The organism is Glycomyces sp. NPDC050141, from assembly GCF_055586545.1.
In genome coordinates this window covers 1-14,383 of sequence record NZ_JBVJHZ010000001.1, presented here as the reverse complement: position 1 = coordinate 14,383, position 14,383 = coordinate 1, and the positions used below count along the sequence as shown (strand labels likewise).

Sequence of the window (14,383 nt, the reverse complement as noted above, 5' to 3'; positions counted from 1 at the left end):
GATGGTCAGCCGCGGAGCCGGTCGGCGGCTTCGCGGCTCGCCTCCATCGCGAACCGCGCGTAGTCGGGGCTCGCCCCGGCCATGCCGCACGCCGTCGCGATGCTCACCCGCTGCGGCAGCAGGTCATTGCTGAACCCGAGGCGGTTCCACAGGGCCCGGACGCGTTCGGCCGCTTCCTTGCCGACCCCGGGCCGGGGCTGCCCGAGCGGGGGCACCACTCCGGCGATGAGCCGCCCGCCGCCGTCCAGGTACTCCCCCAGGGCGTCGACCTTCGGCACGTCGTCCAGGTGCAGGAGCGTCAGGTCGAGCGAGAGCGCCTGCACCCCGGCCTCTTCCAGGAGCTTCACGGGGGCGTCGGGCGCACAGCAGTGCACGACCGCCGGGACGCCGACCCCGTCGATGAGCTCCCGCAGCCGCTCGCGCGCGACCTCCACGGGCACGCGCCGGTAGAAGTCGAGCCCCGATTCGGTGTTCACGCGGCCGGCCAGCGCCGCAGGGAGGCTCGGCTCGTCAATCTGGATCGACAAGGCGGCCTTCGGCATCCGCGCTTGAGCGGCGGCGATGTAGGTGCGGAGGCCTTCGGTGAGGGACTCGGTGAGGTCGGCGACCGCGCCGGGGTCGGCGAGCATCGCGCCGCCGGTGCGCCGCCACAGGTTCGCGGCGAGCGTGAACGGGCCGACGGCGGTGAGTCGGACAGGACCGTGGGCGTTGACCTCGTGGAGGGCGTCAAGGTCGCGTTCGAGGAAGTCGAGGGCGCGGCGGGCGTCGCGGCCGGGCAGGTCGGCGAGTTCCCAGCGGAACGCCCACCACTGGACGGGCAGGTTGACGAGGAAGGCCGCGCCGCGGCCGATCATGTCGGCGCCGAGGCCCCGGGCGGGCAGCTCGGGCAGGTGCGGCCATTCGGGGAGTTCGCCGAAGACGATGTTGACGGCCTCGGTGATGTCCGTCCCGGGCAGGGAGCCGACGCCGGTGGCGACCCCCATGGGAAGCGCGTCAGACACCCGCGGCCTCGACGGACTCTGTGGCGTCGATGGTGCCGGAGGCGAGGACGGCGTCCCCTTCGGCCGAGGGGTCGTAGACGACGAGGGCCTGCCCGGCGGCGACGCCGAACGCGGGCTTGTGGAGTCGTGCGGTGAGGCCGCCGTCCTCGGGGGTCACCGTCGCGGGGTAGACCTCGCCGTGGGCGCGGAGCTGCACCTCGGCCTCGAACGGGCCGGTCCGCTCGGGGGCGAGCCACACGGGCGCGCCGGTGCGGATGCGGTCGACGCGCAGCGCTTCACGCGGGCCGACTTCGACGCGGTTGTCGACGGGCGTGATCGACAGGACGTAGCGGGGTTTGCCGTCGGCGGCGGGGCGTTTGAGGCCGAGGCCGTGGCGCTGGCCGATGGTGAACTGGTGGGAGCCGTCGTGGCTGCCGAGGACTTCCCCGGAGGCGGCGTCGACGATCTCGCCTTCTTTGCGGCCCAGCTTGTTCTTGAGGAACCCGGAGGTGTCGCCGTCGGCGATGAAGCAGATGTCGTGGCTGTCGGGCTTGCGGGCGACGGCGAGGCCGCGGGTCTCGGCCTCGACGCGGACCTGGTCCTTCGGGGTGTCGCCGAGCGGGAACACGGACCCGGCGAGCTGGGTCGGGGTGAGCACGGCGAGCACGTACGACTGGTCCTTGCCGGGGTCGACGGCGCGGCGCAGGAGGCCGTCCTCGCCTTTGCGGGCGTAGTGGCCGGTGACGACGGCGTCGAAGCCGAGCGCGAGCGCGCGGTCGAGGACGGCCGCGAACTTGATCTTCTCGTTGCAGCGCAGGCACGGGTTCGGGGTGCGCCCGGCCGCGTACTCGGCGTAGAAGTCCTCGACGACGTCCTCGTGGAAGCGCTCGGCCATGTCCCACACGTAGAAGGGGATGCCGAGGACGTCGGCGGCGCGGCGGGCGTCGCGGGAGTCCTCGATGGTGCAGCAGCCGCGGGCCCCGGTCCGGTAGGTCTGGGGGTTCTTCGACAGCGCCAGGTGGACGCCGGTGACGTCGTGCCCGGCCTCGACGGCGCGGGCGGCGGCGACGGCCGAGTCGACTCCGCCGCTCATGGCGGCCAGTACTCGCAGTTTCACGTCATCAACCTTAGGCCCGTTTTCGGGAGTAGTTAGGAGAGCCCGGCGGTCTTCGCGCGGCGAACGGCCTCGGGCAGGGCCGCGGCGAGCGCGTCGATGTCGGTCTTCGTGGTGGACCAGCCGAGCGTGAAGCGCAGGGAGGAGCGGGCGTCGTCGGCTTCGGCGCCCATCGCGAGCAGCACGTGCGAGGGCTGCGCGATCCCGGCCGAGCAGGCCGAGCCTGTGGCGCATTCGACACCGGCGGCGTCGAGGAGCATGAGGAGGGCGTCCCCTTCGCAGCCGGGGAACGAGAAGTGCGCGTTCCCGGGCAGGCGCGAATCGGGGTCGCCGTTGTAGACCGCCTCGGGGACGATCAGGCGGATGCGGGCCACGAGGTCGTCGCGCAACTGCGCGAGCCGCTGCGACTCGGTCTCCTGGGTGCGCACGGCGTGCGCGACCGCTTCGGCGAGCGCGCTGATGCCGGGCACGTCGAGGGTGCCGGAGCGGATCTCGCGCTCCTGGCCGCCGCCGTGGAGCAGCGGCACGGCCTTCACGTCGCGGCGCAGGATGAGCGCGCCGGTGCCGGTGGGGCCGCCGAGCTTGTGGCCGGAGAGGGCGAGCCCGGCCGCGCCGGAGGCGGCGAAGTCGACCGGGACGTGGCCGACGGCCTGGATCGCGTCGGTGTGCACGGGGATGCCGTGGGCGGCCGCGAGCGCGGCGATCTCGCTGATGGGCTGGAGGGTGCCGACCTCGTTGTTCGCCCACATGCAGGTGAGCACGGTGATCTCGGCGCCGCGCGTCTCGAGGAGCTCGGCGAGGGCGCTGGTGTCGACGCGGCCGAGCTTGTCGACCGGCAGTTCGGTGACGTCCGCTTTCTCGTGGTCGCCGAGCCAGGCGACCGCGTCGGCGACGGCGTGGTGCTCGATCGCGGTGGTGACCACGCGGTTGCGTGCGGGGGTGCGGCGGTGCCAGTGGACGCCTTTGACGGCGAGGTTGTCGGCCTCGGTGCCCGAGCCGGTGAAGATGACCTCCCCGGGTTTGGCGCCCAGGGCTTCGGCGATGCGCTCGCGGGCCTCCTCGACCGTGCGGCGGGCGGTGCGCCCGGAACCGTGGAGGGAGGAGGCGTTGCCGAGGGCCCGGGCGGTGCGCACGTAGGCGTCGAGCGCCTGGGGGAGCATCGGCGTGGTCGCGGCGTGATCGAGATAGGCCATGGCCCGTCCATACTACTTTTGATTTACGGCTCGCAGCCTTCGCCGTGGCCGGGGTCTTCCGGCTCACTCGGGCGGGCCGCGGCGGTGCCGGACGGGAGGGGTCTGCACCGTTCCAAAGGGTGGGATCTGGGTACCGAAATATTCCGCATTAGTCGGCGTAATACGTCGTGGTGCGCGCGAGATAGAATCTGACGAATCCTCCTACCTTTCCGGTCGCAAGGGGGCGCCGCCCCGAGGCCGGGCGCCGAAGTACGTCGACGCTTCGATGCCCGTGTCGAGAGAAAGTGTGTGTGCCGATGACGCCTGAGCTCGCCGAAGCGCTACGCGCCGGGCCGTTCCACACTGCCCTCCGCGTGGCCATCCAGACCAGCGGGCTCGGTCTCGACCGCATCCGCCACCGCCTCGCGATGCGCGGCATCACCGTCTCGACCACGAGCCTCAGCTACTGGCAGTCCGGCCGCTCCCGGCCCGAGCGCGCCGAGTCCCTCGCGGCCGTCACCGCCCTCGAAGACCTCCTCGAACTGCCCGCAGGGTCCCTGCGGGTCCTCTTGGGCCCCAAGCGGGCCCGCGGCCCGCGCTCGATCCGCGGCCAGCTCCCCCGCCCCGACGCGGTCCTCGGCGGCGACGCCGTCCGCGAACTGTGCGACCAGGTCCCGGCCTCCCGCGAGCACACCCTGGACATCCTCAGCCAGCAGGTCATCGTCCACGTCGACTCCGAATGGCAGGAGTCCGTGTTCGAGCTGTCGATGCTGGTGCGCGCCCGACGCGACGACGTCGACCGCTACGTCCTGCTGTACCGCGGCGACGAGGGCTGCGACATCGACGACATCGAGTTCAAGCCCGTCCGCGACTGCTCGGTGCCGAACATCCTGCGCCACCCGGACGCTCCGGTCGCCTTGGCGGAGATCGTGTTCGACACGCCGCTGCCGAAGGGCGCGACGCACCTGTTCGAGATCGTCGTGCAGGGCAACGGCGGCAGGTCGAGCGGGCACGGCAACGCCTTCCGGTACCCGGTGGACCAGTACTCGCTCCAGGTGCGGTTCGCGCCGGACGCGATCCCCAGGCGCGTGTACCGCTTCGCGCAGTCGAGCCTGCAGCGCGAGAAGCGCGAGACCGGCGACCTCCAACTGGGCCCGAACCGGACCGTGGCGCTGGCCGAGCCGGTCCCGAGGCCCGGAGCGCTCGGCATCGGCTGGGAGATCGAGTAACAAGAAAGGGCCCCACCGGAGAACCGGTGGGGCCCTGAAACGTTGCGCCGCTTAGTGCTCGTTGCGGAACTTGTTGACGAGCGCCCAGGTGCCGGGCAGGAGCAGCGCCGCGACGACGAGCTTGACGGCGTCGCCCGCGAGGAACGGGGTCATGCCCGCCGCGATCGCGTCGGACGCGCTCATGTCGAGGGCGAAGGCGAGGTAGGGGACGCCGAACGCGTACATGAGCACGTTGCCGACGACCATGAGCCCCACGGTCTTCAGGATCGTGCGGTCGCCGCCGCGCTTGGCGAGGAAGCCGACAGCGACGGAGGCGGCCAGGAAGCCGATGATGTAGCCGAAGGTCGGCATGGCGAAGCCGGAGGTGCCCTCGGTGAACCACGGGACGCCCGCCGCGCCCGCGGCGAGGTAGAGCGCGAGGGTGATCCCGGCGCGGAGCGGCCCGTAGGCGGCGCCGAGGAGGAGCACGGTGAACGTGGTGAGCACGAACGGGACCGGGCTGATCTGCGGGATGGTGATCGCGATCTGCGCGGAAGCGCCGACGGCGGCGGCACCGCCGAGCACGAGCACGGCGTCGCGCGCGTACGCGGCGGCCTTCGTGCGAGCGGGCAGGAGATCAGCGAGAACGCTTGGCGCGGCAATCGCGGCAGCTGGGGCGGCCATGTGCGGATTCCTCCAACATCGTATGTAGGTTCTATATAACGAGAGGCTGTCCCGAAGCGTAACGCACCGTTGTTACGCCGAGATGAAGGGTCCTCGCAACGCCGCACGCCCAAGCGGGAGCTCGTGTCGCACCCGAATGCGACCATGGAATCGGGGGCGCCTGCGAATGCCCGATTTGCGCAGACCCGCCGCGAACCGCCCAACTCCCCCAAGCGAATCGCCCGCAACGGCGTGCGGCCCGGCCCTCCCCCTCCGGGGGCGGGCCGGGCCGCTTCACGTCGTACTTACTTGCGCTTCTCGATCTCTTCGAGCGCCTGCGGGAGCACCTGGAACAGGTCGCCCACGACGCCGAAGTCGGCCATGCCGAAGATCGGCGCGTCGGCGTCCTTGTTGACCGCCACGATGACCCGCGAGGTCTGCATGCCCGCGCGGTGCTGGATCGCGCCCGAGATGCCCGCCGCGACGTACAGCTGCGGCGACACGGTCGTGCCGGTCTGGCCGACCTGGAACTTGTGCGGGTAGTACCCCGAGTCCGTCGCCGCGCGCGAAGCGCCGACCGCGCCGCCCAGGGCGTCGGCCATGCGCTCGATGAGCGCGAAGTCCTCCGCCGAGCCCACGCCGCGGCCGCCCGAGACGACCACGCCGGCCTCGGCCAGGCCCGGCCGGTCCCCCGCGGGCTCGTCGACCCGCTCGGTGATCCGCACGCGCTGGTCGGCTTCGGACACCGCCGCCGCCACGGCCTCCACAGTGGGCGCACCCGGCGCCGGGGCGGGCTCGGTCGAGCCGGCCTTCACCGTCGCGAGCGTGAACCCCTTGGTGGCCTTGGACTTCACGATCGTCGCGCCCGCGAACGCGTCCTGCGTCGCGGTCCCGTCCGACTCCAGGCCGGACACGTCGGTCAGCAGGCCGTTCTCCAGCGCCACCGCGACGCGCGCGGCGAGGGCCTTGCCCTCGTCGGTGCTCGGCAGCAGGAACACGCCCGGCGCGGCCGAGCGCGCCAGGTCGATGAGGACGGTGGCCTTCGGATCGACGAAGTAGTCGCCGAGCCCGGCGCCCTCGACGCGGTAGACCTTCGCCGCACCGTACTCGCCCGCCAGCGCGGCCGAGGCGTCGTCGAAGGCGATCGCGGAGACGTCGCCGAGGGAGCGCGCGAGCGTGAGGACCTCGGCGGCGTGCTTGCCCGTGTTCGGTACGTACACAAGGATGTCAGTCATCATCGGCTCCTAGATGAACTTCTCGGCGGCGAGGAATCCGGCGAGCGCGACGCCGCCCTGGCCTTCGTCGGTGACGATCTGGCCCGCGGTGCGGGCGGGGCGCTCGGCGGCGCTGACCACTTCGTTGCTCGCGGCGGCGGACCCTGCTTCGCCTACGCCGAGGTCGGCGAGGGTGAGGGTCTCGACGGGCTTGCGCTTGGCGGCCATGATGCCCTTGAGGGACGGGTAGCGCGGGGTGTTGATGGTGTCCCAGACGGACACGATCGCCGGGAGGTTCGCGCTGAGCACGTCGTATCCGTTGGCGCGCTGGTGCTCGACGGTGATGGTCGAGCCGTCGGTGTCGATCTTGCGGGCGCCGGTGAGGGCGGGCTTGCCGGTGCGGGCGGCGAGGAGCTGGGGCATGACGCCCATGCCGGAGTCGGTGGACTCCGCGCCGGCGATCACGAGGTCCCATTCGATGCGGCCGAGGGCCGCGGTGAGGATCGCGGAGGTGGTAAGGGCGTCGGAGCCGCCGACGGCGTCGTCCTCGATGTGGACGGCCTTGTCGGCGCCCATCGCGAGGACCTTGCGCACGGTCTCCGTGGCCTGGCTGGGGCCGAGGGTGAGGACGGTGACCTCGCCGCCGTGGGCCTCTTTGAGCTGGAGGGCGGCTTCGACGGCGTACTCGTCGAGCTCCCCCATGACGTTGTTGGCGCCGTTGCGGTCGACCCGCAGCTGGGCGTCCAGCTGTCTCGCGAGTCCCGAGTCCGGGACCTGCTTGACCAGAACCACGATGTTCATCGACAACCTCCGAGGTCGTACTAGAGGACGCTTGTTGGCCTTAGTTTTCGTTCAGGCGTCTCGGCCTGAACTATATCCTACGAAGTTACTACTGGGTAACCACCCGAGGCGTTGTTGTCCCCGGCGCGGCGTACAGGCATGATTGGAACCATGATCCGCGCGTTCGTCTTCCTGGTCCTCGCACACCTGGCGCTGGTCATCGCAGCCGTCGCGGACTGCCTCGGCGGTGAGCACGCGCCCAGGAAGCTCACGCGCGCCTGGTGGGTGCTCATCATTGTGCTGGTCCCGATCGTCGGCGGCATCCTCTGGTTCACCGTGGGGAGGGCCCGCCCGCCGCGCCCGCAACCCGGTCCGCACCACGGGAACGCCGGTCCGCGGCACCCGCGGGGCCCGGTCGCGCCCGACGACGACCCCGACTTCCTGCGCGACATCGACCGCCGCCTGCGCGACGACAACAAGGACGACTAGGGGGTGTTTGGGAATCCCCGGCGAGTCGGTATCCGAGTCCGTTTGTTCGCTCGCAAGGCGGAAGGCCCTCCGAATACCGGTGTTGTATTCGGAGGGCCGACAACGCAGCGAGCGGGCAAACGGGCCGGATAGCGGCCGCCCGGGATTCCCAAACACCCCCTAGGCCTCAAGCGCCCGCTCAGGCCGACTTCTCGCGCCTGGGGCGGATCGCCCTGCGCGGGGTGGCCTTCGTGCGGGGCACCAGGGTCGGGTTCACGTTGCGGCGCACCACGTCCGCGGTGATCTCCACTTTCGCCACCTCGTCGGCGCGCGAGGGGATCTCGAACATGACCGGCTGCAGGACCTCTTCCATGATGGCCCGCAGGCCGCGCGCGCCGGTGCCGCGCAGCATCGCCGACTCGACGATGGGTTCCAGTGCGTCCTCGGCGAACTCGAGCTCGACGCCGTCGAGTTCGAGGAGGCGCTGGTACTGCTTGACGAGGGCGTTGCGCGGCTCGGTGAGGATGCGCAGCAGCGCGGCCTTGTCGAGGTGGTCCACAGTGGTCAGGATGGGGAGGCGCCCGACCATCTCGGGGATGAGCCCGTACTTCAAGAGGTCGTCGGGCATGACCTGGGAGACGATCGCGTCGTCCGCGTCCTCGGGCTCATGCAGGTGGGCGGTGAACCCCACGGTGCGCTTGCCGACGCGGGACTTGATGATCTCCTCGATCCCGGCGAACGCGCCGCCGCAGATGAAGAGGATGTTCGTGGTGTCGATCTGGATGTGCTCCTGGTGCGGGTGCTTGCGCCCGCCTTGGGGCGGCACGTTCGCGTGCGTGCCCTCCAGGATCTTCAGCAGCGCCTGCTGCACGCCCTCGCCGGAGACGTCGCGGGTGATCGAGGGGTTCTCGGCCTTGCGTCCGGCCTTGTCGATCTCGTCGATGTAGATGATGCCGGTCTCGGCTCGCTTGACGTCGAAGTCGGCGGCCTGGATGAGCTTGAGGAGGATGTTCTCCACGTCGTCGCCGACGTAGCCGGCCTCGGTGAGGGCCGTGGCGTCCGCGATCGCGAACGGGACGTCGAGCATCCGCGCGAGGGTCTGCGCCAGGTGGGTCTTACCGGAGCCGGTGGGCCCGACCATGAGGATGTTCGACTTCTGGAGCTCCACGTGGTCGCCGCCGCGGATCGACCCGAGCTCGTCGAGCTGCACCCGTTTGTAGTGGTTGTAGACCGCGACCGCGAGCGAGCGTTTCGCCGCGTCCTGCCCGATGACCCACTGGTCGAGGAACTCGACGATCTCCTTGGGCTTGGGCAGGTCCTCCCAGGCGACCTCCGCCTCTTCGGCGAACTCCTCTTCGATGATCTCGTTGCACAGGTCGATGCACTCGTCGCAGATGTAGACGTTGGCAGGCCCGGCGATGAGCTTGCGGACCTGCCGCTGCGACTTCGAGCAGAACGAGCACTTCAAGATCTCGCTGTCACCCAGGCGAGGTGCCATCGCGGTAACTCCCTCCCTCGGCGGGCCCGTGGGCTCAGGCCGAGCGTGCTGTCGTGCTCCGTCGTTGAAAGGTCAACCCGTGCACCGGTGCGGCTCCGTTGATTCAGGACGAACCGGTGTCTCCGATCCAGTATTTCGCATTTGCGGCCACCGCGCCACCCTTGCGGGACCTGGGCCACGGTATCGCGGGAGGGCGACACCGGGTGGCGGATCGATCGGAGGTGAGGCCGCATCGGATGTCTGCGGGGGTGTGTGCGGAGGGCCGGGCGTGCCGCGGGCAGGACGCCCGGCCCCTCGCGTTCGTGCTGGTTACGCCGCGGCCTCGGCGGGCAGGGCGTTCTTCTTGCGGTAGGTCAGGACGTTGTCGACGATGCCGTACGCGACGGCCTCCTCGGCGGTGAAGATCTTGTCGCGCTCGATGTCGCGGCGGACCTTGTCCACGGGCTGACCGGTGTGGCGGGCGAGGATCTTCTCCAGCTGGTCGCGCATGCGCATGATCTCGCGCGCCTGGATCTCCATGTCGGAGGCCTGGCCGAAGGTGCCCTCGGTGGCGGGCTGGTGGACGATCACGCGGGAGTTCGGCAGCGCGGTGCGCTTGCCGGGGGTCCCGGCCGCGAGCAGGATGGCGGCGGCCGACGCGGCCTGGCCCATGCACACGGTCTGGATGTCCGGGCGCACGTACTGCATCGTGTCGTAGATGGCCATCAGCGCCGTGAGCGAGCCGCCCGGCGAGTTGATGTACATGATGATGTCCCGGTCGGGGTCGTTGCCCTCGAGGACGATCAGCTGGCTCATGATGTCGTTCGCCGAGGTGTCGTCGACGGGGGACCCGAGGAAGATGATCCGGTCCTCGAACATCTTGTTGTACGGGTTCATCTCCTTGATCCCGTACGAGGTCTTCTCCGTGAACGACGGGACGATGTAGCGGGCGCGCGGGTCGTAACCGCCGGCCTGGGCGTGGATGTCCATCATCTGGTTCCCCTATTCCTTACTAGTTGGCCTCGGCGGGGACGTCGGCCACCCGCTTGACGACGTGGTCGATGAAGCCGTATTCCTTCGCCTCGGCGGCGGTGAACCAGCGGTCGCGGTCGGAGTCGCGCTCGATCTCCTCGATCGTGCGGCCGGTGTGCTCGGCGACGCGCTCCTGGAACATCTGCTTGGTGTAGAGCATCTGCTCGGCGAGGATCGCGACGTCGGAGGCGGTGCCGCCGATGCCGCCGGAGGGCTGGTGCATCATGATGCGCGCGTGCGGGAGCGCGTAGCGCTTGCCCGCGGTGCCGGCGCACAGCAGCAGCTGGCCCATGGAGGCGGCCATGCCCATGCCGACCGTGGCGACGTCGTTCTTGATGTACTGCATGGTGTCGTAGATGGCCATGCCGTCGTACACCGAGCCGCCGGGCGAGTTGATGTAGAGCTTGATGTCGCGCTGGTCGTCCTCGGCTTCGAGCAGGAGCAGCTGGGCGCACAGGCGGTTGGCGATCTCGGAGTTGACGTCCGAGCCCAGGAAGAGGATGTGCTCCTTGAGCAGCCGGTCGAAGACCATGCTGTCGAGGCCGATCGAGGAGGCGTCGCCGCCACCGCGCCGGGCCACCGCGCTGACGACGTCCTTCTCCAGCTGCGAGGAGAATGGAATCGAACGGTCCATGTCTTGCACCTTCATTCTGTCTCGGCGATATGCACTCGGCGTTGCGGTTACCAATCCAGACCTTAGCCCGTCGGGGCGACGATCGGACGCGGCTGGGCGCCGTGTTCGCTGCGAGCGGAGAGCGGGCCCCGGCGAAGCTTGCGAGCCGTAAGTGAGCCAGCCTCGGCGAAGCTTGCGAGCCGTAAATGAGCACAGCGTCCCACCGCCCATCCTGGGGCACAGCCCGGTCCGGGAGCCCGCACAGGATGTCCGGGTTCCGGGGCGCCGAAACGCGAAACGGGCCCGGCCGATGCGGCCGGGCCCGTTCACGCTTCTTCGCTAATCGGTGACGTGCAGGAGCAGGTTCGGGCTGCCCTGGACGTCGCCGATCGCCCCCGATACGGCCGCGCCCGTGAGCGCGTCCGCGACTTCGGCGGGGGACGCGTCCGGGTGGGCCGAGAGGTACACCGCGGCGGCCCCGGCCACGTGCGGCGAGGCCATCGACGTGCCGCTCAGCGCGCTGGGCTGGCCGAGCAGGTACGTGGAGGTGATGTTCTCGCCGGGCGCGAAGATATCGACGCAGGAGCCGTAGTTGGAGAAGTCGGCGCGGGCGTCGGCCTCGGTCGAGGCGGCGACGGTGATGGCCTCCGGGGTGCGGGCCGGGGAGACGCCGCACGCGTCGGCGGTCTCGTTGCCCGCCGCCACCGCGTAGGTGACGCCGGAGTCGATCGACGCCTTGATGGCCGCGTCGAGGGCGTCGCTGACGCCGCCGCCGAGGCTCATGTTCGCCACTGCGGGCTTGACGGCGTTCTCGGTCACCCAGTTCACGCCCTGGATGACCCCGGCGGTGGTGCCGGAGCCGAGGCAGTTGAGGACCTGCACGGGAACGATCGTGACCTCCTTGGCCACACCGTAAGTGGTGCCGCCCACGGTGCCTGCGACGTGCGTGCCGTGGCCGTTGCAGTCGAGCCCCTGGAGGCCGGGGAGGACCGCGGAGTAGCCGGTGCCGGTGCGCCCGGAGAAGTCCGCGGTGCTCGCCCAGATCCCGGTGTCGATGATGTAGGCGGTGACGCCTTCACCGGCGTTGGGATAGGTGTACGAGCCCGAGAGCGGCAGGCCGGACTGGTCGATCCGGTCCAGGCCCCACGAGGGCGGGTCGTCCTGCGTCGCCTGGATCTCGACGGTCTGGTTCTGCTCGACGTAGGCCACGGACGGGTCGGCCGCGAGCCGCTGGGCCTCGCGCTCGGTCATCTGGGCGAGCACGGTGTCGACCGAGCCGAAGACGGACTCGACGTCGCCGCCGAACTCGTCCACGGTCGCGGTGTCGACGCCGTCCTCGAAGGCGACGAGGTACTCGCCGTAGATCGCGTCGGGGCTGTCGGCGGCGACGATCCAGCCGCCGGGGTCGGCCTGGGCGGGGACGGCCGCGAAGCCGGTCGCGGCGAGTGTTACGAGGGAGGCGGTGAGGAGGTAACGGCGTACGGGGGGATGGTTCACCATGTACAGACACCCTTCGGGAGAAAACGGGCTATGGCATCTGTCACAAGGTACCAAGAAATTGCTAGATTTGGTTACCTCGCGGTAGCGAAAACCGAAAATCCCTCGATATACCACAATGGAGTGACTGTGTCCGGTTCCCCCACAACCCGTCTGCGTTTCCTCGGCCTGCTCTTCTGGATGGCCGGCGGGGCCGTCCTCACCTTCGCGTGGCTCGGCATGGCCGAGCTCGGCTACGTCGACGGCCAGATGCCCTACCTCGTCTCCGGCGGCGCGGCCGGTCTCGCCCTCGTCGTCGTCGGCTCGACCCTGGTCCTGTCGGCGGCGGTGCTCGACGCCGCCGAGCGCGGCGCGCAGCGCACGGCCGAGCTTTTGCAGCAGGCCGCGGACGAAGCGGCCGACGAAACCGCGTCCCGAGCCGCTGACGAGCGGAAACGCTCCTCCGACGAGGATTCTGAAACGGATGCGAAGACCGGGGCCGCGGCCGCCTAGGCGGGGTTAGGCTCGAAGAAAAGTTGCAGTTCAATACCACCTAACGCGCGCTACTGTCGCGCGTTAGGAAAGATCTGCTATGGTCGGGCAAGCGCATACCCGGGTGACTTGGCACACGCGGATGCGTCACAGCGGACGACGGCCGGGGGGCCGGCGTCCGCACCGAACCCCGACGGGCCCCTCACCGGCCCGCATCCTGAAGAGAGAGCTCAATGAAGAGAAGACTCATCCTCACCGCCGGCACCGCCGGCGCGGCGGCCCTGCCCCTCAGCGCCTGCGGCTTCATCGGCGGCGGCGACGACGAGGGCGATGCGACGACCCTGAAGTTCTGGCTGTCGGGCGACGCCAACCAAGGCGGCGGCTTCCAGAAGATGGCCGACAAGTACTTCGAGGAGACCGGGGTGACCGTCGATATCGACGACATCCCCTACGACGACTTCAACACGCGGCTGCGCAACGCCGCCCAGGCCGACGGCCTGCCCGACTTCGCGCGCGTCACCGCGATCGACCCGATCTGGCAGAACCAGCTCGAAGACCTCTCCGACATCGCCGCCGAGCGCGGCGTCATGGAGAGCCTGCTCGCGGAGAACGAGGACGGCGAGATCCCGACGTTCCTCACCGACCTCACCGCCGTGGGGCTGTATGTCAACAAGTCCCTGTTCGACGAGGCCGGGGTCGCCTACCCGACCACCGCCGACGGGCTCTGGACCTGGGACCAGTTCATCGCCGCGGTCAAGGAAGTGAAGGCCGCGACTGGAGCGCGCTACGGGCTCGTCATGGACCCGTCCTCGCACCGCCTGCGGTCCTTCATGTACCAGTTCGGGTCCGACGGGTTCGTCCTCGGCGACGACTGCACGTACTCGACCGACGAGGCCGCCACGACGGCGGCGCTCCAGACCTTCGCCGACATCAACGACGACGACGTGATGCCCAAATCGGTGTGGGTCTCCGGCGACGACGCGAACGCGCTGTTCAAGAGCGGCCAGGTCGCGGCGTACTACTCCGGTTCGTGGCAGGTCGCGGACTTCCAGGCCAACATCGCCGACTTCGAGTGGGCCTCGGCGCTCATGCCGGCCCAGACCCGGCGCGCCACCAACCTCGGCGGCGGCTACATCGTGGCGTACAAGGGCGACAAGTCGCAGGCCGCGCTCGACTTCATCGACTGGCTGTTCACGGCCGAGAACTACACCGAGATCTGCGAGATCTCCGGCTTCCTGCCGGTGATCCAGGGCCTCGACATCGACTACGGCGCCTCGCAGCCCAGCTTCGACCTGTACAACGACGAGATCGCCAACTCAGCACCGGTTGCAGCCGAGCAGGGCAACACCGCGCTGGAGATGGTCTACAAGGGCCAGACCGCGGGCGGCGACGCCGACCCGCTGAAGGACGAAGCCGTCAAGCTCGCCAACGGCGAACAGGACGTGGCCACCACGATCGCGAACATCATCGCCGGTCTCAACGAGAACATCACCTGCGAGTAGACCTTGACGGCCAACGCCATCCGAACCGAGTCCCCTGTCGGGCCGCGCAAGCGGCCCGGCAGGGGCCGCCGCGCCCAGTACCGGGGGGGGGGGGGGGGGGTGGGGGGGGGGGGGGTGTTTTTTTTTTTTTTTTTTTTTTTTTTCGGCGCTTTCCTTCTCGGAAAGGAGTCGAGTTACTCTTTCGCACCCCCC

The 14,383-nt window shown here is 69.8% G+C and carries 14 protein-coding genes; 4 read left to right on the top strand and 10 right to left on the bottom strand.

Annotated elements, in window-relative coordinates; translation table 11 throughout:
• Positions 1-5: 5 nt before the first annotated feature.
• From ACZ60M_RS00070 to ACZ60M_RS00060, 3 genes are read right to left on the bottom strand one after another with little or no spacing between them, the layout of a single operon-like run.
• Positions 6-1,001 (bottom strand): uroporphyrinogen decarboxylase family protein, encoded by a 996-nt coding sequence (locus tag ACZ60M_RS00070; RefSeq protein WP_465413063.1) that lies wholly within the window; start codon positions 999-1,001, stop codon positions 6-8.
• Complete coding sequence (gene mnmA / locus ACZ60M_RS00065) at positions 994-2,091, bottom strand: tRNA 2-thiouridine(34) synthase MnmA (RefSeq protein WP_465413468.1); 1,098 nt, start codon at positions 2,089-2,091, stop codon at positions 994-996. The genes ACZ60M_RS00070 and mnmA overlap by 8 nt, the downstream gene beginning before the upstream one ends.
• A 38-nt stretch (positions 2,092-2,129) precedes the next feature.
• Positions 2,130-3,287 carry a cysteine desulfurase family protein gene (locus ACZ60M_RS00060; RefSeq protein WP_465413061.1) on the bottom strand — a complete coding sequence of 386 codons (1,158 nt, stop codon included), beginning with the start codon at positions 3,285-3,287 and terminating at the stop codon, positions 2,130-2,132.
• A 296-nt stretch (positions 3,288-3,583) separates the two neighbouring features.
• On the opposite strand from ACZ60M_RS00060, the gene ACZ60M_RS00055 reads away from it, so the two are divergent.
• Positions 3,584-4,495, top strand: coding sequence for a hypothetical protein (locus ACZ60M_RS00055; RefSeq protein WP_465413059.1), 912 nt, complete (start codon positions 3,584-3,586; stop codon positions 4,493-4,495).
• Positions 4,496-4,546: 51 nt separating this feature from the next.
• Here ACZ60M_RS00055 and ACZ60M_RS00050 read toward each other — a convergent pair whose 3' ends face one another.
• The 3 genes from ACZ60M_RS00050 to ACZ60M_RS00040 all read right to left on the bottom strand — a co-directional run bounded on the left by ACZ60M_RS00050 (position 4,547) and on the right by ACZ60M_RS00040 (position 7,152).
• Positions 4,547-5,158, bottom strand: a complete 612-nt coding sequence (locus ACZ60M_RS00050) for a biotin transporter BioY (protein WP_465413057.1) — start codon at positions 5,156-5,158, stop codon at positions 4,547-4,549.
• 284 nt (positions 5,159-5,442) lie between these two features.
• On the bottom strand, positions 5,443-6,372 hold the full coding sequence (locus ACZ60M_RS00045) for an electron transfer flavoprotein subunit alpha/FixB family protein (protein ID WP_465413045.1): 930 nt from the start codon (positions 6,370-6,372) through the stop codon (positions 5,443-5,445).
• A 9-nt stretch (positions 6,373-6,381) separates the two neighbouring features.
• Positions 6,382-7,152, bottom strand: coding sequence for an electron transfer flavoprotein subunit beta/FixA family protein (locus ACZ60M_RS00040; protein WP_465413044.1), 771 nt, complete (start codon positions 7,150-7,152; stop codon positions 6,382-6,384).
• Between the two features lie 150 nt (positions 7,153-7,302).
• On the opposite strand from ACZ60M_RS00040, the gene ACZ60M_RS00035 reads away from it, so the two are divergent.
• Positions 7,303-7,620 (top strand): PLD nuclease N-terminal domain-containing protein, encoded by a 318-nt coding sequence (locus ACZ60M_RS00035; RefSeq protein WP_465413042.1) that lies wholly within the window; start codon positions 7,303-7,305, stop codon positions 7,618-7,620.
• 178 nt (positions 7,621-7,798) lie between these two features.
• Here ACZ60M_RS00035 and clpX read toward each other — a convergent pair whose 3' ends face one another.
• The 4 genes from clpX to ACZ60M_RS00015 all read right to left on the bottom strand — a co-directional run bounded on the left by clpX (position 7,799) and on the right by ACZ60M_RS00015 (position 12,221).
• Entirely contained in the window at positions 7,799-9,097 is a 1,299-nt protein-coding gene (gene clpX, locus ACZ60M_RS00030; RefSeq protein ID WP_465413040.1) for an ATP-dependent Clp protease ATP-binding subunit ClpX, read from the bottom strand.
• A gap of 309 nt (positions 9,098-9,406) precedes the next feature.
• A complete protein-coding gene (locus ACZ60M_RS00025) occupies positions 9,407-10,069 on the bottom strand; it encodes an ATP-dependent Clp protease proteolytic subunit (RefSeq protein WP_465413038.1) in 663 nt (220 codons plus the stop codon).
• 19 nt (positions 10,070-10,088) lie between these two features.
• A complete protein-coding gene (locus ACZ60M_RS00020) occupies positions 10,089-10,742 on the bottom strand; it encodes an ATP-dependent Clp protease proteolytic subunit (protein ID WP_465413036.1) in 654 nt (217 codons plus the stop codon).
• Between the two features lie 318 nt (positions 10,743-11,060).
• The gene (locus ACZ60M_RS00015) at positions 11,061-12,221 is read right to left on the bottom strand and encodes a S8 family peptidase (protein ID WP_465413034.1); all 1,161 of its coding nucleotides are present in this window, start codon (positions 12,219-12,221) and stop codon (positions 11,061-11,063) included.
• Between the two features lie 126 nt (positions 12,222-12,347).
• Between ACZ60M_RS00015 and ACZ60M_RS00010 the strand changes: the two genes are divergently transcribed.
• Complete coding sequence (locus tag ACZ60M_RS00010) at positions 12,348-12,710, top strand: hypothetical protein (RefSeq protein ID WP_465413032.1); 363 nt, start codon at positions 12,348-12,350, stop codon at positions 12,708-12,710.
• Positions 12,711-12,922: 212 nt separating this feature from the next.
• Positions 12,923-14,191, top strand: coding sequence for an ABC transporter substrate-binding protein (locus ACZ60M_RS00005; protein ID WP_465413030.1), 1,269 nt, complete (start codon positions 12,923-12,925; stop codon positions 14,189-14,191).
• Positions 14,192-14,383: the final 192 nt, after the last annotated feature.

Coding starts and splice junctions, on each gene's coding strand:
- ACZ60M_RS00050 (WP_465413057.1), bottom strand. CDS start 5,158: ATGGCCGCCCCAGCTGCCGCGATTGCCGCGCCAAGCGTTCTCGCTGAT.
- ACZ60M_RS00060 (WP_465413061.1), bottom strand. CDS start 3,287: ATGGCCTATCTCGATCACGCCGCGACCACGCCGATGCTCCCCCAGGCG.
- clpX (WP_465413040.1), bottom strand. CDS start 9,097: ATGGCACCTCGCCTGGGTGACAGCGAGATCTTGAAGTGCTCGTTCTGC.
- ACZ60M_RS00035 (WP_465413042.1), top strand. CDS start 7,303: ATGATCCGCGCGTTCGTCTTCCTGGTCCTCGCACACCTGGCGCTGGTC.
- ACZ60M_RS00040 (WP_465413044.1), bottom strand. CDS start 7,152: ATGAACATCGTGGTTCTGGTCAAGCAGGTCCCGGACTCGGGACTCGCG.
- ACZ60M_RS00045 (WP_465413045.1), bottom strand. CDS start 6,372: ATGACTGACATCCTTGTGTACGTACCGAACACGGGCAAGCACGCCGCC.
- ACZ60M_RS00055 (WP_465413059.1), top strand. CDS start 3,584: ATGACGCCTGAGCTCGCCGAAGCGCTACGCGCCGGGCCGTTCCACACT.
- ACZ60M_RS00015 (WP_465413034.1), bottom strand. CDS start 12,221: ATGGTGAACCATCCCCCCGTACGCCGTTACCTCCTCACCGCCTCCCTC.
- ACZ60M_RS00025 (WP_465413038.1), bottom strand. CDS start 10,069: ATGATGGACATCCACGCCCAGGCCGGCGGTTACGACCCGCGCGCCCGC.
- ACZ60M_RS00020 (WP_465413036.1), bottom strand. CDS start 10,742: ATGGACCGTTCGATTCCATTCTCCTCGCAGCTGGAGAAGGACGTCGTC.
- ACZ60M_RS00005 (WP_465413030.1), top strand. CDS start 12,923: ATGAAGAGAAGACTCATCCTCACCGCCGGCACCGCCGGCGCGGCGGCC.